Here is a 17,924-nt window from a genome sequence, read left to right on the forward strand (position 1 = left end):
ACTTATGGCGATCGCGGTAATGTAATTACTATAGAACGTCGTGCCCAGTGGCGGGGATACGACGTTAAAATCTTACCCCTAGATCAAAATAGTACAGCCGCAGATATTAAAACTGTAGATGTCATCGTTGGTGGTGGCGCACAAGATCGTCAGCAAGAAATTGTCATGCGTGATTTGCAAGGTGCGAAAGCTGATGCAATGCGCGAAAAAATCGAAAATGGTACACCAGGTGTCTTTACCTGTGGTTCGCCCCAACTATTGGGACATTATTACGAACCAGGCTTAGGGCAACGGATTGATGGTTTAGGAATACTCGATTTAGTTTCCGTGCATCCTGGTGAAAATACTAAGCGCTGTATTGGAAACTTGGTAATTGAAGTTACAGCTTCTCGTCTGGCGCAAGATTTAAAAGAGATGACGGGCAGCACACCATATTTGGTAGGCTTTGAAAATCACGGCGGACGCACCAAGTTGGGGAAAGTGGAAGCTTTAGGGCGCGTGGTGTACGGTTTGGGAAATAATGGTGAAGATGGGACAGAAGGAGCATTTTATCAAAATGCGATCGCTACTTATTCTCACGGCCCTTTGTTACCGAAAAATCCCTTTGTCGCCGATTGGTTAATTCAAACAGCGCTACGGCTCAAATATGGGGAAGCGATCGCATTGCAGCCTTTAGATGATAATCTTGCTGTACAAGCACGAGAAGCGATGTTTAAGCGGTTGAAAGTGAGTTTACCAAATGTTGCTGCGGCGAAAGCTTAACCTTGAAGAAAGCAGGGGGTAGCACACCAAATCAGAGATTTGGAGTCGGTTTTAAACCCAAGACTCCTCTGGTAGCGCTAGGAGACAAAGGGCAGTTTTCCTCCTGCCTTTATTGGTAAAACACCAAAATATAGAAAAAAAATAAAGAATATGATTAAATATCATAGCAATCATTTTGATGTGGCATCTCTAGCTCACAATAAAAAGAAAGCGATTCAGGGATTGAGCGAGCAGGAAGTGCTATTGGACTTTAGCCAAAAAAAAACCCCCAGAGGATGTTAGTCTACCAGGGGAGTTAGTTATCAGGGTGCATCTACCAATTAACTGTTCTCAGGTTGAACGTCACATTCCGGATAAATTTGGATAAAGGCTAGTTATTTTTTAAAATAAAAAACCCCCAGAGGATGTTAGTCTACCAGGGGAGTTAGTTATCAGGGTGCATCTACCAATTAACTGTTCTCAGATTGAACATCACATTCCGGATAAATTTGGACAAAGGCTAATTATTTTTTAAAATAAAAAACCCCCAGATGATGTTAGTCTACTAGGGGAGTGAGTTATCAGGGTGCATCTACCAGTAATCTTTTCTAGGGGCAGCCAGTATCTTCCGGGAAAAACGATTAAAATCAGGGTTGATGGCGATGTCTACGAAGGGTTACGCCTACACAACTAGAAAAAACCCCCAGAGAGTGTTAGTCTACCAGGGGAGTGAGTTATCAGGGTGCATCTACCAATCATCTTTTCTAAACTAAATGGGTAGCTACCGGATAAATTAACAGAGGTTGAAGTTATTGCTGTTTTCTCACCAAAAAAAACCTCGGATGTTAGCCAAGCAGAGGGGTTAGTTATCAGGCATTGGTGTAAACTTAAGCTCAAATCCTTAAGAATCTCGTTTCCAAGTTCTATCTCTAAACGATCCTCATTGGGTTACTAGTGCCGATTCTGAAGGTGGTAGCCCCCATGAGAATTAAAAGCTAGAGACTTTTAAAGAGCAATCTACCGGATAAATTAGCGTTGACTAGAGAAATATCCCAACAGGTGTTAGCCAACTAGGGGAGCTAGCGATCGGGGTGTATCTACCAATTAAACAATCCAGTGCGCTGCCTGAAAAATTTGATACCTCAGAAATAATTGCTGCTTACTTCCTTCATAAAAAAACCCCCAGTGGGTGTTAGCCAACCAGGGGAGCTAGTTATCAGGGTGCATCTACCAATTAAATGTTCTAGGTTTAAATACCATGCTCCGGATAAATTTACTAGAAAAGTCTGCCAAAAAAACTCTAGTAGATATTAACTGAATTAGGGGAGTTAAAAATCAAGGTACATCCATCTATTAATCAAGTATTCTAGGATTAAGGACTATTTTCTGGTAGAGAATATCTGCATCAAAAGTTGCTGTTGTTGGCCAAAAAAAAACCCCCAGTGGGTGTTAGCCAACTAGGGGAGTTGAAGATCAAGGTGCATCTACCAATTAAGTGTTCTCGATCCAAGTAATCCGATCCGGATAAAGTTGTAAAGGCAGAAAAAGCAAAACAACACCGAATCAGAAACATTCAGGGGTGGGATGCATCTAAGTTATCAGAGGGAGCAAATCGACTTGAAACTTTCGCGTTTCAAACCAGATTTAGGAGGCGGACAGGAGAAATTGTGACCCAGGAATTTCACATTTCCGTAACCCCAGTAGGGCAAAATGACTACTTGGTGCGGACGGAACAAGTCGCACCTGGGGTACCATTGGCAGAAGAATTGGTGACTTGGCCTGTAGCTGATTGGTTAATAGCTGCTGGGCATTTGATGAATGACCCATTGAAGTCAGTGTTGCAGGGAGATCCATTTACCTCTAGTGGAAACGAAAGCAATATCGCCAGAAACTCTGTTAATTTGGTGGCCTTAGGTCAACAATTTTATAACGCCCTATTTCAAAGCACTCTCAGAGATAGTTGGATTACTGCTCAAGGTATTGCCCAAAACCACCAGCAGGTACTACGCTTGCGCTTAGGGCTAAAAGACACTAGATTAGCTCGTCTGCCTTGGGAAGTGATGCACGCAGGCGATCGCCCTCTGGCTACTGGGCCTTATGTGGCTTTTTCTCGCTTCCAAAGTGGCGTTTTGGGGGCTTCTCCTTTGCGATCGCGAAATACTTTCACACCACGAGAACAAGGTGGTGTAAAAGTATTGATGGTAATTGCTTCTCCCTCAGATCAAGTCCGTCTTGACTTGCAGAAACAGGAAGCGATTAAACTGCAAGCAGAACTTCATCGTCAAACATCACGACTGACTGAAGGTAACAATCGGTTCCCAGAAATTGAACTCACTGTATTAGACCAACCAGGACGAGAAGAACTGACGCAAGCCCTAGAACAAGGCAGATACCACGTTCTCCACTACTCTGGTCATAGTAACTTAGGCGGCAATGGCGGAGAAATTTATCTTGTTAGTCGCAGAACTGGCTTAACGGAAGTCTTGAGTGGAGACGATCTGGCAGGTTTGCTCGTCAACAATAACATCCAAATGGCAGTGTTTAATTCCTGCTTGGGGGCGTACACAGCTGCATCCGATCCCTCTGGCGACACTGGGGAACGGAACCTAGCCGAAAGTCTGGTAAAGCGTGGGATCAGAAGCGTTTTGGCAATGTCAGAACGGATTCCTGATGAAGTCGCACTGACACTTACACAATTGTTTTATCGCAACTTGAGTCAGGGATATCCAGTAGATTTGTGCGTTAGTCGGGTGCGCCAAGGATTAATTTCTGCTTATGGTTCTCACCAGATGTACTGGGCATTACCGATTTTATATCTCCAGCCAGAATTTGACGGTTTTCTGAGCGAGGAAACTGAGTTATCCGAAAGTGCAGAATCACGAAATCAGTATAGTTCGCCTTTAGGAATCACTTCCACGATGTACTCCGCTATGGCAGATGATAGCGATATGCCTTTAGGAATGGAAGAAATGATTCCTACTGGTTTGACGCGGGACTCTTCTGGGTTGGACTGGCTGGGTGAGGATACTTGGGGCGATCTCGTTGATGAAATTGAGTATGATGACTCAAGTTATGAAGAAGATTCAGCGATAGTTTCGGATTTGTTTCGTCAGCTAGATAACCAAAAAGCTCCAACTGAACTGGATCGACAAATTCCAGAAAATAATTTTCAGCAAAGACAGGTTTCAGAAGAAAAAACTTCTCTGCAAGGGGAAGGAGATTTGTGGGGAGAAGTCCCAGCACCACCACCTCCAAATACTGGAAACTTGGAAGGAAATTTAGAAAAATCTGATTTTTTGCGTAGGCATAGCCCGCCGCAGGTATCGCAACCACCCCCACCAAGACCTCATACCCAACGCCGCAAGCTGTGGCCAATTGTAGGTATTGTGGGAATCAGTGCGTTAGCAGCTGCGATCGGTTTAAATTGGTGGTGGCAAAATCGCTCCCAGCAGGTAAATTTGCCTAACATCCCAGCAATTCCCACTGAATCTTTACCGATTCAAAAGCAGCAAAATCCCGACTTACAGACAGCACCCAATGGAATTGTTACCGCCACCGCTACAGAAAAATTGAGCCAGGGTGACTTACAAGGTGGGTTATTAGCTGTAGAAGAACTACTAAATCGTGGCGCACTGGCTGCGGCAGAAACTGCTCTAAAACTGGTTCCAAGTAAGCAAATTGACGATCCATCTGTCAACTTTTATAAGGGACGATTAGCTTGGCAGTCCATCCAAACTGGAGACAATAATAACTATAGCGTCGATGATGCCCGCCGCTACTGGGAAACTGCCGCAAAAGCTAAACCAGAATCGCTTTTATATAACAACGCTTTAGGATTTGCCTACTACGCAGAAGGCAATCTGAATCGAGCCAATGACTCTTGGTTCAAGGCTTTGAATTTGGCACTCAAACAGCAGAGTCCAGATTCCAAGACAGCAGTTCCTCAAGATGCTTTAACTTCTTATGCTGGTTTAGCGCTTGGATTGTATAAATCTGCACTTAATCAATCTAGTGGTAAGCAGACACAGTATCTGAATGAAGCGATCAAGTTGCGGCAAACGGTTCTCAAGTCCGATCCAGTCAATTTCCAAGTAGATAAATTAGCTAAAAATTGGCTGTGGACAGAAAAGGCGATTGCAGATTGGCGATCGCTCCTTCAAGAAAAAGGAGAACAACAGTAATACAGCACTTCCTGCGGCTATGAGGTACATCCTCAAAGCTGAAAGCTATGATAGGAGACGGGCAAGAGGAAAACTGTATTGCATAATAGCCGGAAGCGCTGTATTCGTAGGTGGTGATTGGAGCGATCGCTCCTGATAACAAAATAAGCGATCGCTAGACTAAAATTTTTGAGTGCCATATCTGGCGACAAGCCCGGAGTTTCGGAATCTCCGGCTTTGTGCTTTGCGTCTACATCCGATCTGAAGTCTAGTGGTGGAATAATAATTAGATTAACAAGCATGACCGCAGTACTATATTCTGTGTATGAAGATACTTATGGTTTAACATTGGGTATCATTTTTAGAGTACTTAAACTTTGTTTTCATGCCCTGTATTCAAGTCGGTGTTAGAATTCCACCTCATCTTCACAAAAAGCTAGCTATTGACGCTGCTAAGGCTGAGGCATCTAAATATAAGGTAATTATTAACGCTTTTGCTGATTACCTAGAGTGTACTGAGGATATGCCAAATCCTAACTGGAATCCTCCCATCGAAGTTATCAGAGGCAGAACAAGCCATTATCTCTGGCATCAAACGAGCCAAACTATTTATATTTCTACGCCACAACGGTAATCGCCTGTTTGAGGAAGAGTTTGATGCAGAACTGGTGACAGTTGTCAATACTTTTCTACTTTACCTAGATTCTTAGGTAAACAAACCAGGCTGCGATCGGTTTATTCTTCTCAACTTAATTTAGTTCTAATCATGATCAAAAACACTATTCTAGAGCCTCTAGTTACAGATGTTCGGTGTGAAGAAATTTGTCAGATTTTGGGAGAGACTTACAACCAAGAACGCTGGAACGATTGGCGCTGGCAAATGCGGCATCGGTTGACTAAGCTGGAACACTTTCAGAAGTTATTAAGGCTTAGTCCTACCGAAGAACAGGGACTTTTAATCGCGCCAGAGAAGTTTGCTGTAGCCGTAACCCCATACTTTGCATCACTCCTCGATCCAGAAGATCCGCTTTGTCCGCTACGGTTACAAGTCATCCCCCGGCAAGAAGAATTAATAGTTAGTACAGCAGACATGGTAGATCCATGTGGTGAGGATAACGATACTCCAGTACCAGGACTCGTACACCGCTACCCCGATCGCGTATTACTGCTTGCTTTAGACACATGCGCTGCTTATTGTCGTTACTGCACCCGTTCTCGTTTGGTGAGTCAAGGTGAGATGTACCCAGTAACGCGGCGGTTGGATGCGATCGTCGCTTACCTGGAAGAACACACCGAGATCCGTGATGTGCTAATTTCTGGTGGCGATCCTCTGCTAATGTCTGATGAACCTTTAGATAATTTGCTTGGGCGGTTACGTGCAATTGAGCATATTGAATTTATTCGGATTGGTTCCCGCGTACCGAGTTTTTTGCCGCAGCGAATTACACCGCAACTTGTTGCCTTACTTCGTAAACATCGCGTGTGGCTGTCTTTGCACTTTTGTCATCAGCGGGAACTTACCCTAGAAGTAACACAAGCTTGCGATCGCCTAGCGGATGGTGGTATTCCTCTAGGTAGTCAAACTGTGCTGTTAAAAGGTGTGAATGACTCTGAAAAAGCCCTCAAGAATCTGTTTCACGGTCTTCTGAAGTTGCGCGTGCGACCCTATTACCTTTACCAATGCGACCCAGTTGTTGGCACTGCACATCTGCGAACGAGCGTTCAAACTGGGATCGATCTAATTTCTAAATTGCGTGGTCATACCACTGGCTACGCTGTACCAACTTATGTAATTGATGCCCCTGGCGGCGGTGGCAAAGTCCCAATTTAAGCCGAGACTCTACTTGGTTATGAGAAAGGCACAGTTACAGTGCAAAATTGGGCAGGTAAAACGTACACCTATGTAGATCCAGTGGAATAAGTCTAACACCATATATTAATTCGATCGCCATCATCTAAAAAAGCCAGTTGGGATGGTTCTATTGGATTATGGCAACATAAAACTAAGTAATCGTAGGAGAGTAGCTGGAATGTTGATTGTTAGTAATACAAACCTAAAAGGTCGAGGTATCTTCGCACAAAAGCACTTTTTGAGAGGAGAGATCGTTGAGAGATCGCCAGTTGTAGTTATACCCGCAGAACAGGTTGAATTTCTAGATAAAACAATTTTAGGTAACTATTACTACGATTGGGAAGATAAAGCTGCGGCGATCGCTCTCGGTTTAGCCTCACTGTTTAATCATTCTTACGAACCTAATACTTACTATGTGAAAAAATTCGCCGAAGGGGAGGTGGAATTAATTGCTTACCGAGATATAGAAGCAGGAGAAGAAATTACTGCCAACTATAACGGTTCTCCTAACGATAAATCTCCTATATGGTTCGATGTTGTTAATGAGATATCTTCATTGAGGAATTAATAAAGACACCTGATTTTATATTGAAGCTAACAGCAAAAGCTTTCTTACCAGGAATTATCGGGCTATGGGGTTATTAATTGGTCTGTGTTATGACCTGAAGGCAGACTACCTTCAGGCTGGTTTTAGTGCCTCTGAGGTGATGGAGTTCGATGATGAAGAAACTATCATTGGGCTAGAAGATGCACTATTTCAGTTAGGTAATCAGGTTGAACGTGTCGGCAATGGTAGAGAACTCGCTTTGCGCTTGGCCAATGGCGATCGCTGGGATCTGGTTTTCAATATTGCTGAGGGTTTGAAGGGTCGCTCTCGTGAAGCTCAAGTTCCGGCAGTTTGTGAATTATTCGCTCAACCCTATACATTTTCCGATCCGCTCACCTGTGCTTTAACGTTAGACAAGGCACTTGCTAAAAGAGTGGTGCGCGATCGCGGTTTGCCGACAGCCGCCTTTGAAGTGGTGAATACTACAGCAGAAGCAACAGCCGCATCGCTGCCAATGCCAGTTTTCCTCAAGCCTGTGGCGGAGGGGAGTTCTAAAGGGGTAACTGGGCGTTCTCTTGTCAAAGAACGTGAAGAGCTAGTCAGTACTTATCAAGTGTTACGCGAACTATTTCAGCAGTCCGTACTCGTAGAAACTTTTCTTCCCGGCCGAGAAGTGACAGTAGGCATTATTGGCAACGGCAGCAACTCACACGTAGTAGGTGTGATGGAAGTAATTTTGACAGGAAAAACGGAAGCTTTCGCCTATACCACCCTCAACAAGGATGAGTATCTGGAACGGGTATCTTATGATTTGCTCATAGATCCCGAACCACTGGCAGCACAGGCAAGGCAGCTAGCCCTAGATGTTTACCATACTCTTGGTTGCCGTGATGCAGCCCGCGTGGATCTGCGTTGCGATGCTAGCGGCGTGTTGCAGTTTATGGAGGTTAACCCATTACCAGGGCTACATTATATCCGCTCAGACCTGGTAATTATGGGACGTTTGGGTGGTGTGACATACACAGAAATCATTGCTGAAATAGTTGAGTCTGCATGGCAAAGGTACAAATGTTGATTTAGTCAACCCCTTCGGGGAATTCAAAATTCAAAATTATCAATTCAAAATTAAAGACAATCAGTGGGGGCTTGTACCCAGAATTAATTAATTCAAAATTATTCTATTCTTCATTTTGAATTTTGAATTTTGAATTTTGAATTCAAAAAATGGTCATAAGTGGCGGTTTTTTGCCGTTGCTGATTGCGGTATGAAATTTATTGTGAATGACGATGAAAATTCTTGTAGAGACATAAAACTTTACATCCCTACATTTAGCTCAAAGCCACGGCGAGAATTGCTTTGCTCGCTCGGACATTGGCTCCAAACGCACGTCTATAGTTATTTCCTCATTAGGTTGAATATCTATCAAAGCAAATACTTGGCGTTTTTCAAGGTCAACCACAGCATTGGGATTTCGAGAATGATTGACTGCCGCAAACTTAGTTGAACCCTCAGCCGTTAAACAAATTTCCTCACTAATTCCAATAAATTTCCCCTCCCTCAGAAATTCATCGGTTTGATCGGCATATCTAACTTCTTGGTAAAAATGAGGAAAGCTAAAGTCTATTATTTGCTCTGCTTCTAATATCAACTCCTTAGCAAAAAGCCCGTAACCATCAATTCCACTCTGACGAACTTCACATTTCGGTGCATTGTTAATAAATTTTTCTATATCTTCAGGAGTCAGCATAATTAAAAGTCTCTATGTCTTCAATTATTTAGTTTTTCTAATTTTAAGTTATTTTAGATAGACTAATTTGCCTTGTTGGATCGCGATATTAATCTGGATGTAGAGACGTAAAACTTTACGTCTCTGAGCAGGACTTTGATGCTATATCGGAAGTCAAAAGATAAAAACGCCAAGTTAAAAGCACTGCGCCCATAAGTAGCCCTAATGCTAAACCCAACCATAAACCTATAGCACCCCAACCAAGAGTGAATGTCATCAGATAGCCACCACCTAGACCTACACCCCAGTAAGCGAACATGGCGATCAACACTGGTATTTTGGTATCCTTCAACCCGATTAATGCACCAGCAGCAATAGTCTGAATACTATAAAATATTTGGACTAATGCCCCCACAGCTAGGAAAGAAGTTGCCGTTTTAACTATCTCGACATTATCCAAATTACTGGTGTCCAAATACATTGCCACAATATAGTTGGGAAACAGCAAAAAAATTAATCCCACAATGGTAACAATGGGAGTAACAAGGGCAATGCAGACAAATCCAGCTATGCTTGCACCTTTGAGATCGTTTTGTCCCCTCAGCTGTCCTACTCTCATTGTGATGGCATAGGAAATACCTATAGACACCGTTTCGACGAAACTTTCTGTCTCAACGGTAATTTCATGGGCTGCTAACGTCTCTGTCCCAAACCACCCCATCATTAAAGCAGTGGCGGTGAATACTCCAATTTCGGCTCCATACTGCAACCCCAAGAACCATCCAGTTTGGAAGATATCTACAAACATATCTTTATCGAACTGATGCAAAGCGCGATGAAGTTGGTAGTCTTTAAAGTAGTCGTCCAAGCAAACCCAACTGACGGCGGCAATAAAATTCAGCCAAAAAATGAGTGTGCTTCCCCAACCAATACCCGCTAAACCAAGGGCTGGGAAACCAAATTTACCGAACATTAGCACGTAATTAGCAACTGCATTCAAGAATAGTCCAGATACCGTAATTACTGCTAGGAATTGGGGGCGATTGAGAGCAGAGCTAACTTCTTTTAAGATACAAAAACCGAGCGCAGCAGGAAAACTCCAAACAATAGACCGCAAATAGGTTTGAGCTAATAACACATTGCTTTCTTCTTGACCAGTCAGCAGCAGGATATAGTCAAAGTGCCAAATGATAAACATCACAGGTAAGCACATCGTCACAGCTAACCAAATTCCTTGACCGGTAGCACGGCTAACTTGGTCTATTTTGCCTCCACCAAAAGCATTTGCGACACTCACACCTACGGCTGAAAGAATAGAACGACAAACGGAAGCTAGGGTAGAAAAGGTAACAGCACCTAAAGCACCCGCAGCTAAGGCTTGGCTGTTAAGTAAGCCCATCATCACCCCATCCAATAAAGGAATGCCCGCTTCTAATATTTGAGTAATTACCAGAGGAACTGCCAATTGCAGGCAGGCTTGGACTTCTAATATCAGTTCTGACTTAAATTCTTTTGAAGCTAACTCCATTGGGCACAAAAATTAAGGATGGTGCGAAAAAAGTAATATTTAATATTATTTAAGATATATTAATACTTAAATCGCACTCAACTCAAGCTGTTGGCAGTGAAATAGGCGATCGCTCTACTTAAGTATGCGTAAGTTTGACAGATTAAATGGTATCTACATAATTAGTCATTTTTACTACGCAAAGGCAGTCACTCTCCGAGTTAGAGAGTGACTAAATTGAACAAAAATTCCAGGCAGGGAGAGGTTCATCGAACTCATGTAAAAAAAATTGTATATGTGTTTTCCCTGCTCCCTACTTGCTTATCTGATTAAGTAAAATCACTGCGCCGGTAATTTTGGATGTGTAGTAGAGTACTTTGCTACGACTCCAGAAATTTCAGGGTTGTAAAGTCTCAAATAATTCCAGTAGTTGCCAAATACCTGACGCACATAATTTTTGGTTTCATCAAAGGGAATTTGTTCAACAAACTCATCTGGATCTTGTGTAGTTAGAGTTTGCAGCCATTTGGAGACATTACCGGGGCCTGCATTGTAACTGGCGATCGCTAACAGCGAGTTATTGTTATATTGCTGATGGGTATGATCCAAATACCAAGTACCCAGCATAATATTATCGTTGGGATTTTCCAGGTTTATTGTTTTGATATCCACCTTAATTTGTGGGGCGATCCATTTAGCTGTACTGGGCAACAACTGCATTAAGCCAGTAGCATCAGCGACGGATTTGATTTTTGGCTCAAACCGTGACTCTTGACGCATTAGAGCGGTCACTAGCAAAGGATTGAGTTTACGCTCAATAGACCATTTTTCAGTCTCTCGGAGATAGGGAAATGGGTAACGGGCTTGCCAGTAGGCGATCTGTTTGCTCAGAGTTTGATATTGGGCAAGTTCTGCTGGTATTTCCCGATCTTCTAATTTAGAAATTTTGTCAATTCCGATGAGATTTTCACCCTTCGCCTGCCGCATCAACCCTTCAGTAAATTGCTCTGCTACCGTTGGCTGAATTTTATTCTGAAATTCCGTTTCCCATTGTAACCAGGCATCGCGGTCTTGACCCAACAAATATAATTCTTTGAAAGTCTCAGAACCAGCCGGTGGTAATGAACGCTGGGGTGCGATTACTTCCGGGTTCATGACGCGCACGTTGTCGAAGTTGCCGACATTTAGCCCCTGCATATTGGCTGCTCGCCATGCATAGTAAGAGTAGGGAAACTGACTAATTACATAATTATAAGCAGTTTGAGATTCCTGCTGTTTCCCTAGTGAAGCTGCCCATTTACCGACCCAAAAGCCGGCTCTGGGAGCTAAAATACTGTTGGGATTATTGGTGACAATTGGCTCTGCCCATTGCCAAGCACCGACGTAATCTTTGGCTTTGGCTTTATCTTGGGCGATTTTCCAACGATATTCTGCGGCTTCATCAGAATTGCCGTACTTGGCTATGAGTAATTGCCACGCCGCGCTAGCTGACTTTTGATCCTTGAGGGTTTCGAGAGTTTTGGCTTTTTGTACCAGTGCAGTCCCAGCTTGTTTAGGAAACTTACTAATTACCCGATCGAGATAAGGTAAGCCATCTTTACCTGTCTTTGCGGTTTCTGCTAATCGCAGTAGTGCAGTCCCAGTTTCCTCGGTATTGGGAAATTGCTGCACTAATTGTTTATAGGTAGCGATCGCTGTTTCTTTATCTTTGCCTCCTACTTGTAACCCTCGTGCAGTCCGGTAGAGGTTGCGCGGTGTTTTGGGTGCTTTGGCATAAGCATTCGCCGCTTTCGGAAATTGACTATTTTCCCAATAGCTGGTACCAATGAGTTCCCAGTCTTCGGGTTTGAGGGTAGGCTGTTTTACTAGCCGATCCAAAACGCCCACTATGCCTGGTTGATCGTAAGCATAAGTTGCCAAAATCAATTGTAATTTTGGCTGATTGGGATTTTCTTGCAAGCGTTTGCGAATAATTTCCCAAGTTAGAGGATTAGAAGGAAATTGAGCGATCGCTATTTCTTGTTGCTTCGGTTGGGCAATTAGATATAGTGCTTTTACCGAAGCGGCTTCTTTTGGATACTGTTTCAGCACACTTTGTCTGAGATCCGAGGCTTTGCCGTCTGCGCCCAGGATATCCTGTGCCTGGGCCTGTTTCAGCAAAATGTAGGGCGCGAGGATAGGATAGTCTTTCTCCAATCCTTGGAGTAAAGCCAGCGCTTTTTGCCCTTGGGTTCTTTCAATGTAATCACTCGCCAAAAGATAACGAGCGCGATTTCGGTCTGGCGAAGGCGACTGTCCGGCGATCGCTGCTAGTTTTGCCGCCCGTTCTGGCAGAGATTGTGATATCAGTGGAAAGACGGCTGATTGGGCAATGCTAGCATCAGATGTTTGCTGTGTCTGATTCTTACCCACTTTGAGCCATTGCCCAACAGTTTTACCAATCTGAGGTGCTGATACCATCGCCCCAGCTAAAAAGGCAAACAGTGCCGCACCTGCAATGATCGAAATTTGCTTTTTCTGTAGTTTCTTCAGCATGAATACTCGCTGAAAATTTCCGATGAATTTCCTGAAACTTTAACACTCCTAGCCATCAGTATTACCAATTTTTAATTTTAGATTTTTAATTTTATGTACAAAAATCTTAATTTTCAATCCCACAGTTAGCAATATTGAGTAATTAGCACATATTAAATGCTATTACATCTATCTTTGGTATATAATTCTTATGCCACTTGAGCAATACAGCAATCGATTGGATTGCGAACGGTAAGCCCTTGATGGCGCAAGTCATAGTAGATGCGGGCAGCCCTTGCCAAGACTGACTGGTGAGTTCAACGTAATCTTGTGTTTCGAGGTAAGCTTTAGATACTCGTGCTTGATCTTGAGAAAATAAAAGTTATGAATACTGAGCTAGCTTTATGGAAAGTCTTTATTAGTCTGCCGGAATCTCTCAAGACAGAACTATTGCATTATGCAGAATATTTGCGAGAAAAGTATCCACATAATCAACATAATCAACAATCTCAGGAAAAGATAGAAACTGTTCGTGGTTATGGTAGTTGGGCAAATAAAATCATTATGTCAGATGATTTCGATGAACCATTAGAAGATTTAGCAGAATATATGTAATTATGAAATTTCTTTTGGATACTCATACTTTGCTGTGGTATTTACTAGGCGATCCCAACCTAGCAATTAAAGTTAAGGATATTATTGATACAAAAGACAACTTGTATTTCAGTATTGTTAGCCTTTGGGAAATTGCTATTAAAATTAATATAGGCAAGTTAAAAATTCATCGTTCAATTGAAGATTTATTTAAAGAATTACAATATATAAATATTCAAATCTTGCCTATTATAGATAAGGATATTGAGTGATATTCAAAGCTAAATTTTCCATCAAATCATCGCGATCCATTTGATAGAATGTTAATTGTTCAAGCCATAAATCACTCTCTTGTTGTGATTAGCAAAGATGTCAAGTTTGATGGTTATCCCATTCAAAGGCTATGGGATTGAAATCCATAAAAAATAATGTTGGGCTACCCTGCGGGATTGTGCTACTTTATCTCAATCCAATCTACAAGAGCAGCGATCGCCCGATCTCGTAGGATGATTTCTTCATATTGCTTTATCGCTTCTTGAAGCCTACCGAGCCTCTTAAGCGCAGCAGCACGATTGTTGTAGTACATTGGGTTGCCATCATCAATAATGATAGCTCGATCGTAAAGAGACAGAGCATCTTCAAACATGCCCATTCTAGCGCTTATATTACCTTAGTTGTACAAGAATTCCGCTTCATCTTTATCTGTGTAGCTTCTTATACTTCACACTTCCTACCTTGACATTTGTATTTACCTACCAGATAGTATTCCCAAAAATATTAGACAGCATAACGGTGAAGTGCGATCGCCCGATCTCGTAGGATGCGTTAGCGAAGCGTAACGCATCACCCAAAACCCTCAACTCACCGATCCCAAACCTCTAATAAGGGCATCAATTCCTCCTTCATTCCCCAATCAACCGAATAAATACCCTGTGCTAAATATCGGTGAAAACTTGAATACTTCCAATCCATTGCTCGCTGACATAACCCATGTTGTACTGGATTGTAATGGATATAATCACAATGCCGCGCAAAATCAACATCATCTCGAATCCAATGTTCCCAAAATCGTCGCTGCCAAAGATTGCTCTCTCTGCGTTTGTGCCGTGATTCACTCCGGTTTGCCTGCAACCGTAGACCAGATGCTCCTTGCTTGGTGACATCGCTTTTAATCAATCGCCAACGAGTTGCATAATCACTATCATTAGGTGGTAGAGTCCAAATGCAGTGGATGTGATCAGGTAACAACACAATGGCATCGATCGCAAACGGATATTTTTCACGAACCTTGAGAAATGCCGAGCGCAGCAAAAGACGTGCAACATCGGTGCAAAGCCACGGTTGTCTTTGATGTGTTACCTGGGTAAAGAAGTAAGTGCCGCTCTCAATCCTGATTCTGCGGTAGTTGGTCATTGAATGATGCAATTTGGATTTGTTGATTAGTTTGCCCAAATCCGGTTGATAAACAATAAACATGTTGATTAATTACATGGGGGATGCGTTACGCTGGCGCTAACGCATCCTACAAGATTGGCGATAGCTCTCTAAAGTCGAAGATATTTCTGTAAGTCTAATTGATTCTGAAATGCTTTTAGTCCACCTTGCTTATCCCAGTACTGGTGAAATTGGTGCATCTTATTCTCTTCGGCTAAATTATGGGCAGCACCATCACCTACAACATAATCGAAGCCAAAGAAATCTTTCTGGTGTGGCAATTTCTCCCAGTCAGAATTTTCAGGTGGCATCCACAAAGCTTTTACAACCCTGTATATACCCCACTCACTAGAATTATTTTCGTACACTTTATTATCAACAAATTCGACCAGATGAGTGACTTTGGCTTTTTGAAGTAGAAGCATTAAGTCATCTTTAAGAGGCTTTTCAGCATTGGTGTTGTCTTTGGGATCGCGCCAGTTAAGACAAAATATCCTGGCTTCTGGAATTTGCATAACCGACGTTTCGTAAGCCCAGGCTTTATCATTACCTTTATGTTTAACATTCTTAATCCAACTCAGCTTCGACAAATCCATAACTACATAGCTTCCTAAGTCAAGCAAACTTGTTGCTGGTAGTGTACCCTCGTGGAAGCATAATAATTGCATTGCGATTGGCTAAAGATTCTGTATGGTGCGATCGCCCAATCTTGTAGGATGCGTTACGCTTCGCTAACGCATCACCCAAAACTTGCTATAGCAATTTCTCCATTATTTGGGCAGCCAATTCGTGAGCGTTTATTTTCAGCTACAGCGATCGCACCGTAAAAGGTTAGGCTAATTTGCAAGCAATGCGATCGCGGAATTAGAGATAATATTTCTATGATTCAGTAATTCTCTATCATCTATGACTCAAGCCATACCTAAGTTAGTAACCTTTGAGGAATTCGTCGATTGGCTACCCGAAAATCGACGAGTTCGCTATGAACTACATAAAGGAGAAATTGTTGAGATGGCACAACCAGTAGGGGAACACGAAGAAGTAAAGGGTTTTTTAGCAAGAAAAGTAACAGTTGAATTTGACCGATTAGACCTCCCCTACTTCATGCCCAGCCAAGCTATAGTTAGACCTCCTGAAAAAGATTCTGGTTATCTCCCAGATGTGTTGGTGCTAAATCGTGCAAATCTGGCAAACGAAAAATTATGGCAAAAACAATCTATCGTAAGTTTGGGTGCATCGATCCCTTTGGCTATAGAGGTTGTATCAACTAACTGGCGGGACGATTACTATTTAAAATACGCTGACTATGAAGAGATGGGTATCCCAGAATACTGGATTGTCGATTATGCCGCCTTGGGTGGACGTAATTTGATCGGCAATCCCAAACAACCGACAATCACCGTTTGTAACTTGGTTGATGGGGAATATCAGATAAGTAAGTTTCGAGATAATGCGATTATTATCTCCCAAACCTTTCCCGAATTGAATCTCACCCCAAACCAGATTTTTCAAGCTGCTGTCATCTAGCGTTTTGCCAATTCTGGAGTTCGTCCTTTCAAGCCAATCATCAACTTCAGCATAAACACCTTTAATACAGGGACTCGCTGTAAAAACCATAAACCCAAGCGACGAACCACTACTATAGGTAAGAAGTTATTAGAAAACATCCGATCTAATAAGTCGGTGAAACCTAAAATAGTTAAATTCTCTAGCTTGCGCCAGCGTTCATAACCTTTGAGAATCTGAATATCACCAATATCTTTACCCGCTTGGTGCGCTGTTTGGAGAACTTGCGCCAAAGCTGCTGCATCTCGAATCCCCAGATTTAAACCTTGTCCGCCCACTGGATGGCAATTATGCGCCGCATCACCAATTAATGCTAGTCGGGGGAGAACATAGCGATCGCTTTGCATGAGTTGTACCTGAAAGACAAAGCGATCGCCTAGTAATTCCAATTTTCCCATCTGATCGCCATAACGACGCGTAAGTTCTGCTAAAAATTGCTCATCATTTAAGGCACATAAAGCTTTTGCTTCTTCGTGGGGGGCTGTCCAGACAATCCGGCAACGGTTCCCCGGTAAAGGTAAAATTGCAAATGGCCCGCTAGACCAAAATCTTTCGTAAGCGGTGTTATTGTGCGGTTTTTCTGGTTTGACAAATGCCACGATGCAAGACTGCCAATATTTCCAGCCAGAGGTTTTGATTCCCGCAGCTTGACGAATTGGCGATCGCGCCCCATCTGCTGCTATCAGTAATTTGCTGCGAACTGTCTGTAAGCGATCGGCAACCTTTATATCGATCGCGACTATATCCTGCTGGTAATCCGCATTCACCACTTCAGCCGGACATAAATAAGTCACATTTGGACAATCTTGGACAAATTCCTGCAAAGGCTGCAACAGCGCTTGGTGTTCTGCCACATAACCCAACTCTGCTGTATCTATATCATCTGTGGTAAATTCCACCACATTGGGATAATCGGCATCAGAAAGACGAACTCGGCAATATTTGGCGATTTGAGGCAATATCTTGTCCCAAACTCCAATTCCTTGGTAAATTAGCGCCGAAAGCTGATGAACCGCATAGGCTTGTCCCTTGGCTACCGCCACTGAAGCCACTTTTGCTTCAATCAGCAAGATACTCAAGCCAGAATCTTTTAAAGCAGAGGCTAGAGTTAACCCAATAATCCCACCGCCAACAATTACCAAGTCATATTCATATCCCCGCAAGTCTGGCGGTGTTAATTGAGGGGAAATTTGCTCAAACTGCGTGGCCATTGTTAAGTTAAGTTACAGCGTCTTTAACTCTTATTTTGACGCGATCGCACCCTTTAGAGCAAGCAAACATT

The 17,924-nt window shown here is 42.8% G+C and carries 18 protein-coding genes; 10 read left to right on the top strand and 8 right to left on the bottom strand.

Going from position 1 to position 17,924, the window contains the following annotated elements; all coding sequences use genetic code 11:
* Window positions 1-762: type 1 glutamine amidotransferase (locus tag CDG77_RS18315; protein ID WP_094330773.1), on the top strand; the 762-nt coding region annotated here is incomplete at its 5' end.
* A 1,646-nt stretch (window positions 763-2,408) separates the two neighbouring features.
* On the top strand, window positions 2,409-4,922 hold the full coding sequence (hetF, locus tag CDG77_RS18320; RefSeq protein WP_094330774.1) for a cell division protein HetF: 2,514 nt from the start codon (window positions 2,409-2,411) through the stop codon (window positions 4,920-4,922).
* 32 nt (window positions 4,923-4,954) lie between these two features.
* On the opposite strand, the gene CDG77_RS35565 is transcribed toward hetF, so the two are convergent.
* Window positions 4,955-5,203, bottom strand: a complete 249-nt coding sequence (locus tag CDG77_RS35565) for a hypothetical protein (protein WP_143857048.1) — start codon at window positions 5,201-5,203, stop codon at window positions 4,955-4,957.
* 83 nt (window positions 5,204-5,286) lie between these two features.
* Here CDG77_RS35565 and CDG77_RS18325 point away from each other — a divergent pair, with 83 nt between their 5' ends.
* The 4 genes from CDG77_RS18325 (at window position 5,287) to CDG77_RS18340 (ending at window position 8,375) form a co-directional block, all read left to right on the top strand.
* Window positions 5,287-5,535 (top strand): toxin-antitoxin system HicB family antitoxin, encoded by a 249-nt coding sequence (locus tag CDG77_RS18325; RefSeq protein WP_094330775.1) that lies wholly within the window; start codon window positions 5,287-5,289, stop codon window positions 5,533-5,535.
* A gap of 132 nt (window positions 5,536-5,667) precedes the next feature.
* On the top strand, window positions 5,668-6,732 hold the full coding sequence (locus CDG77_RS18330; RefSeq protein ID WP_223269860.1) for a KamA family radical SAM protein: 1,065 nt from the start codon (window positions 5,668-5,670) through the stop codon (window positions 6,730-6,732).
* Between the two features lie 199 nt (window positions 6,733-6,931).
* A complete protein-coding gene (locus CDG77_RS18335; RefSeq protein ID WP_094330776.1) occupies window positions 6,932-7,321 on the top strand; it encodes an SET domain-containing protein in 390 nt (129 codons plus the stop codon).
* A gap of 64 nt (window positions 7,322-7,385) precedes the next feature.
* Window positions 7,386-8,375, top strand: a complete 990-nt coding sequence (locus CDG77_RS18340; protein ID WP_094330777.1) for a D-alanine--D-alanine ligase family protein — start codon at window positions 7,386-7,388, stop codon at window positions 8,373-8,375.
* 259 nt (window positions 8,376-8,634) lie between these two features.
* Here CDG77_RS18340 and CDG77_RS18345 read toward each other — a convergent pair whose 3' ends face one another.
* The 3 genes from CDG77_RS18345 to CDG77_RS18355 form a co-directional block, all read right to left on the bottom strand.
* Window positions 8,635-9,048, bottom strand: coding sequence for an SET domain-containing protein-lysine N-methyltransferase (locus tag CDG77_RS18345; RefSeq protein WP_094330778.1), 414 nt, complete (start codon window positions 9,046-9,048; stop codon window positions 8,635-8,637).
* A 115-nt stretch (window positions 9,049-9,163) separates the two neighbouring features.
* Window positions 9,164-10,555 carry an MATE family efflux transporter gene (locus CDG77_RS18350; protein WP_094330779.1) on the bottom strand — a complete coding sequence of 464 codons (1,392 nt, stop codon included), beginning with the start codon at window positions 10,553-10,555 and terminating at the stop codon, window positions 9,164-9,166.
* Between the two features lie 318 nt (window positions 10,556-10,873).
* Window positions 10,874-13,069 (bottom strand): lytic transglycosylase domain-containing protein, encoded by a 2,196-nt coding sequence (locus CDG77_RS18355; protein ID WP_094330780.1) that lies wholly within the window; start codon window positions 13,067-13,069, stop codon window positions 10,874-10,876.
* Window positions 13,070-13,432: 363 nt separating this feature from the next.
* On the opposite strand from CDG77_RS18355, the gene vapB reads away from it, so the two are divergent.
* Both vapB and CDG77_RS37675 read left to right on the top strand, forming a co-directional pair.
* On the top strand, window positions 13,433-13,663 hold the full coding sequence (gene vapB, locus CDG77_RS18365) for a type II toxin-antitoxin system VapB family antitoxin (protein WP_094330781.1): 231 nt from the start codon (window positions 13,433-13,435) through the stop codon (window positions 13,661-13,663).
* 2 nt (window positions 13,664-13,665) lie between these two features.
* Window positions 13,666-13,914 (top strand): type II toxin-antitoxin system VapC family toxin, encoded by a 249-nt coding sequence (locus CDG77_RS37675; protein WP_223269861.1) that lies wholly within the window; start codon window positions 13,666-13,668, stop codon window positions 13,912-13,914.
* Window positions 13,915-14,096: 182 nt separating this feature from the next.
* Here CDG77_RS37675 and CDG77_RS18375 read toward each other — a convergent pair whose 3' ends face one another.
* The 3 genes from CDG77_RS18375 to CDG77_RS18385 form a co-directional block, all read right to left on the bottom strand.
* Entirely contained in the window at window positions 14,097-14,288 is a 192-nt protein-coding gene (locus tag CDG77_RS18375) for a tetratricopeptide repeat protein (protein WP_190234002.1), read from the bottom strand.
* Window positions 14,289-14,503: 215 nt separating this feature from the next.
* Window positions 14,504-15,055, bottom strand: coding sequence for an REP-associated tyrosine transposase (locus tag CDG77_RS18380; RefSeq protein ID WP_094330806.1), 552 nt, complete (start codon window positions 15,053-15,055; stop codon window positions 14,504-14,506).
* A gap of 131 nt (window positions 15,056-15,186) precedes the next feature.
* Window positions 15,187-15,744, bottom strand: a complete 558-nt coding sequence (locus CDG77_RS18385; protein WP_143857049.1) for a hypothetical protein — start codon at window positions 15,742-15,744, stop codon at window positions 15,187-15,189.
* Between CDG77_RS18385 and CDG77_RS36610 the strand changes: the two genes are divergently transcribed.
* Both CDG77_RS36610 and CDG77_RS18390 read left to right on the top strand, forming a co-directional pair.
* Window positions 15,739-15,903, top strand: a complete 165-nt coding sequence (locus tag CDG77_RS36610) for a hypothetical protein (RefSeq protein ID WP_190234003.1) — start codon at window positions 15,739-15,741, stop codon at window positions 15,901-15,903. The two genes, CDG77_RS18385 and CDG77_RS36610, sit on opposite strands and share 6 nt — an antisense overlap.
* 79 nt (window positions 15,904-15,982) lie before the next feature.
* Complete coding sequence (locus CDG77_RS18390) at window positions 15,983-16,603, top strand: Uma2 family endonuclease (RefSeq protein ID WP_094330784.1); 621 nt, start codon at window positions 15,983-15,985, stop codon at window positions 16,601-16,603.
* Here the strand turns inward: CDG77_RS18390 and CDG77_RS18395 are convergent.
* Window positions 16,600-17,853: an FAD-dependent hydroxylase gene (locus CDG77_RS18395; RefSeq protein WP_094330785.1), complete on the bottom strand. Its 1,254-nt coding sequence runs from the start codon at window positions 17,851-17,853 to the stop codon at window positions 16,600-16,602. The two genes, CDG77_RS18390 and CDG77_RS18395, sit on opposite strands and share 4 nt — an antisense overlap.
* Window positions 17,854-17,924: the final 71 nt, after the last annotated feature.

It is taken from the genome of Nostoc sp. 'Peltigera membranacea cyanobiont' 213 (assembly GCF_002245975.1).
GTDB lineage: Bacteria > Cyanobacteriota > Cyanobacteriia > Cyanobacteriales > Nostocaceae > Nostoc.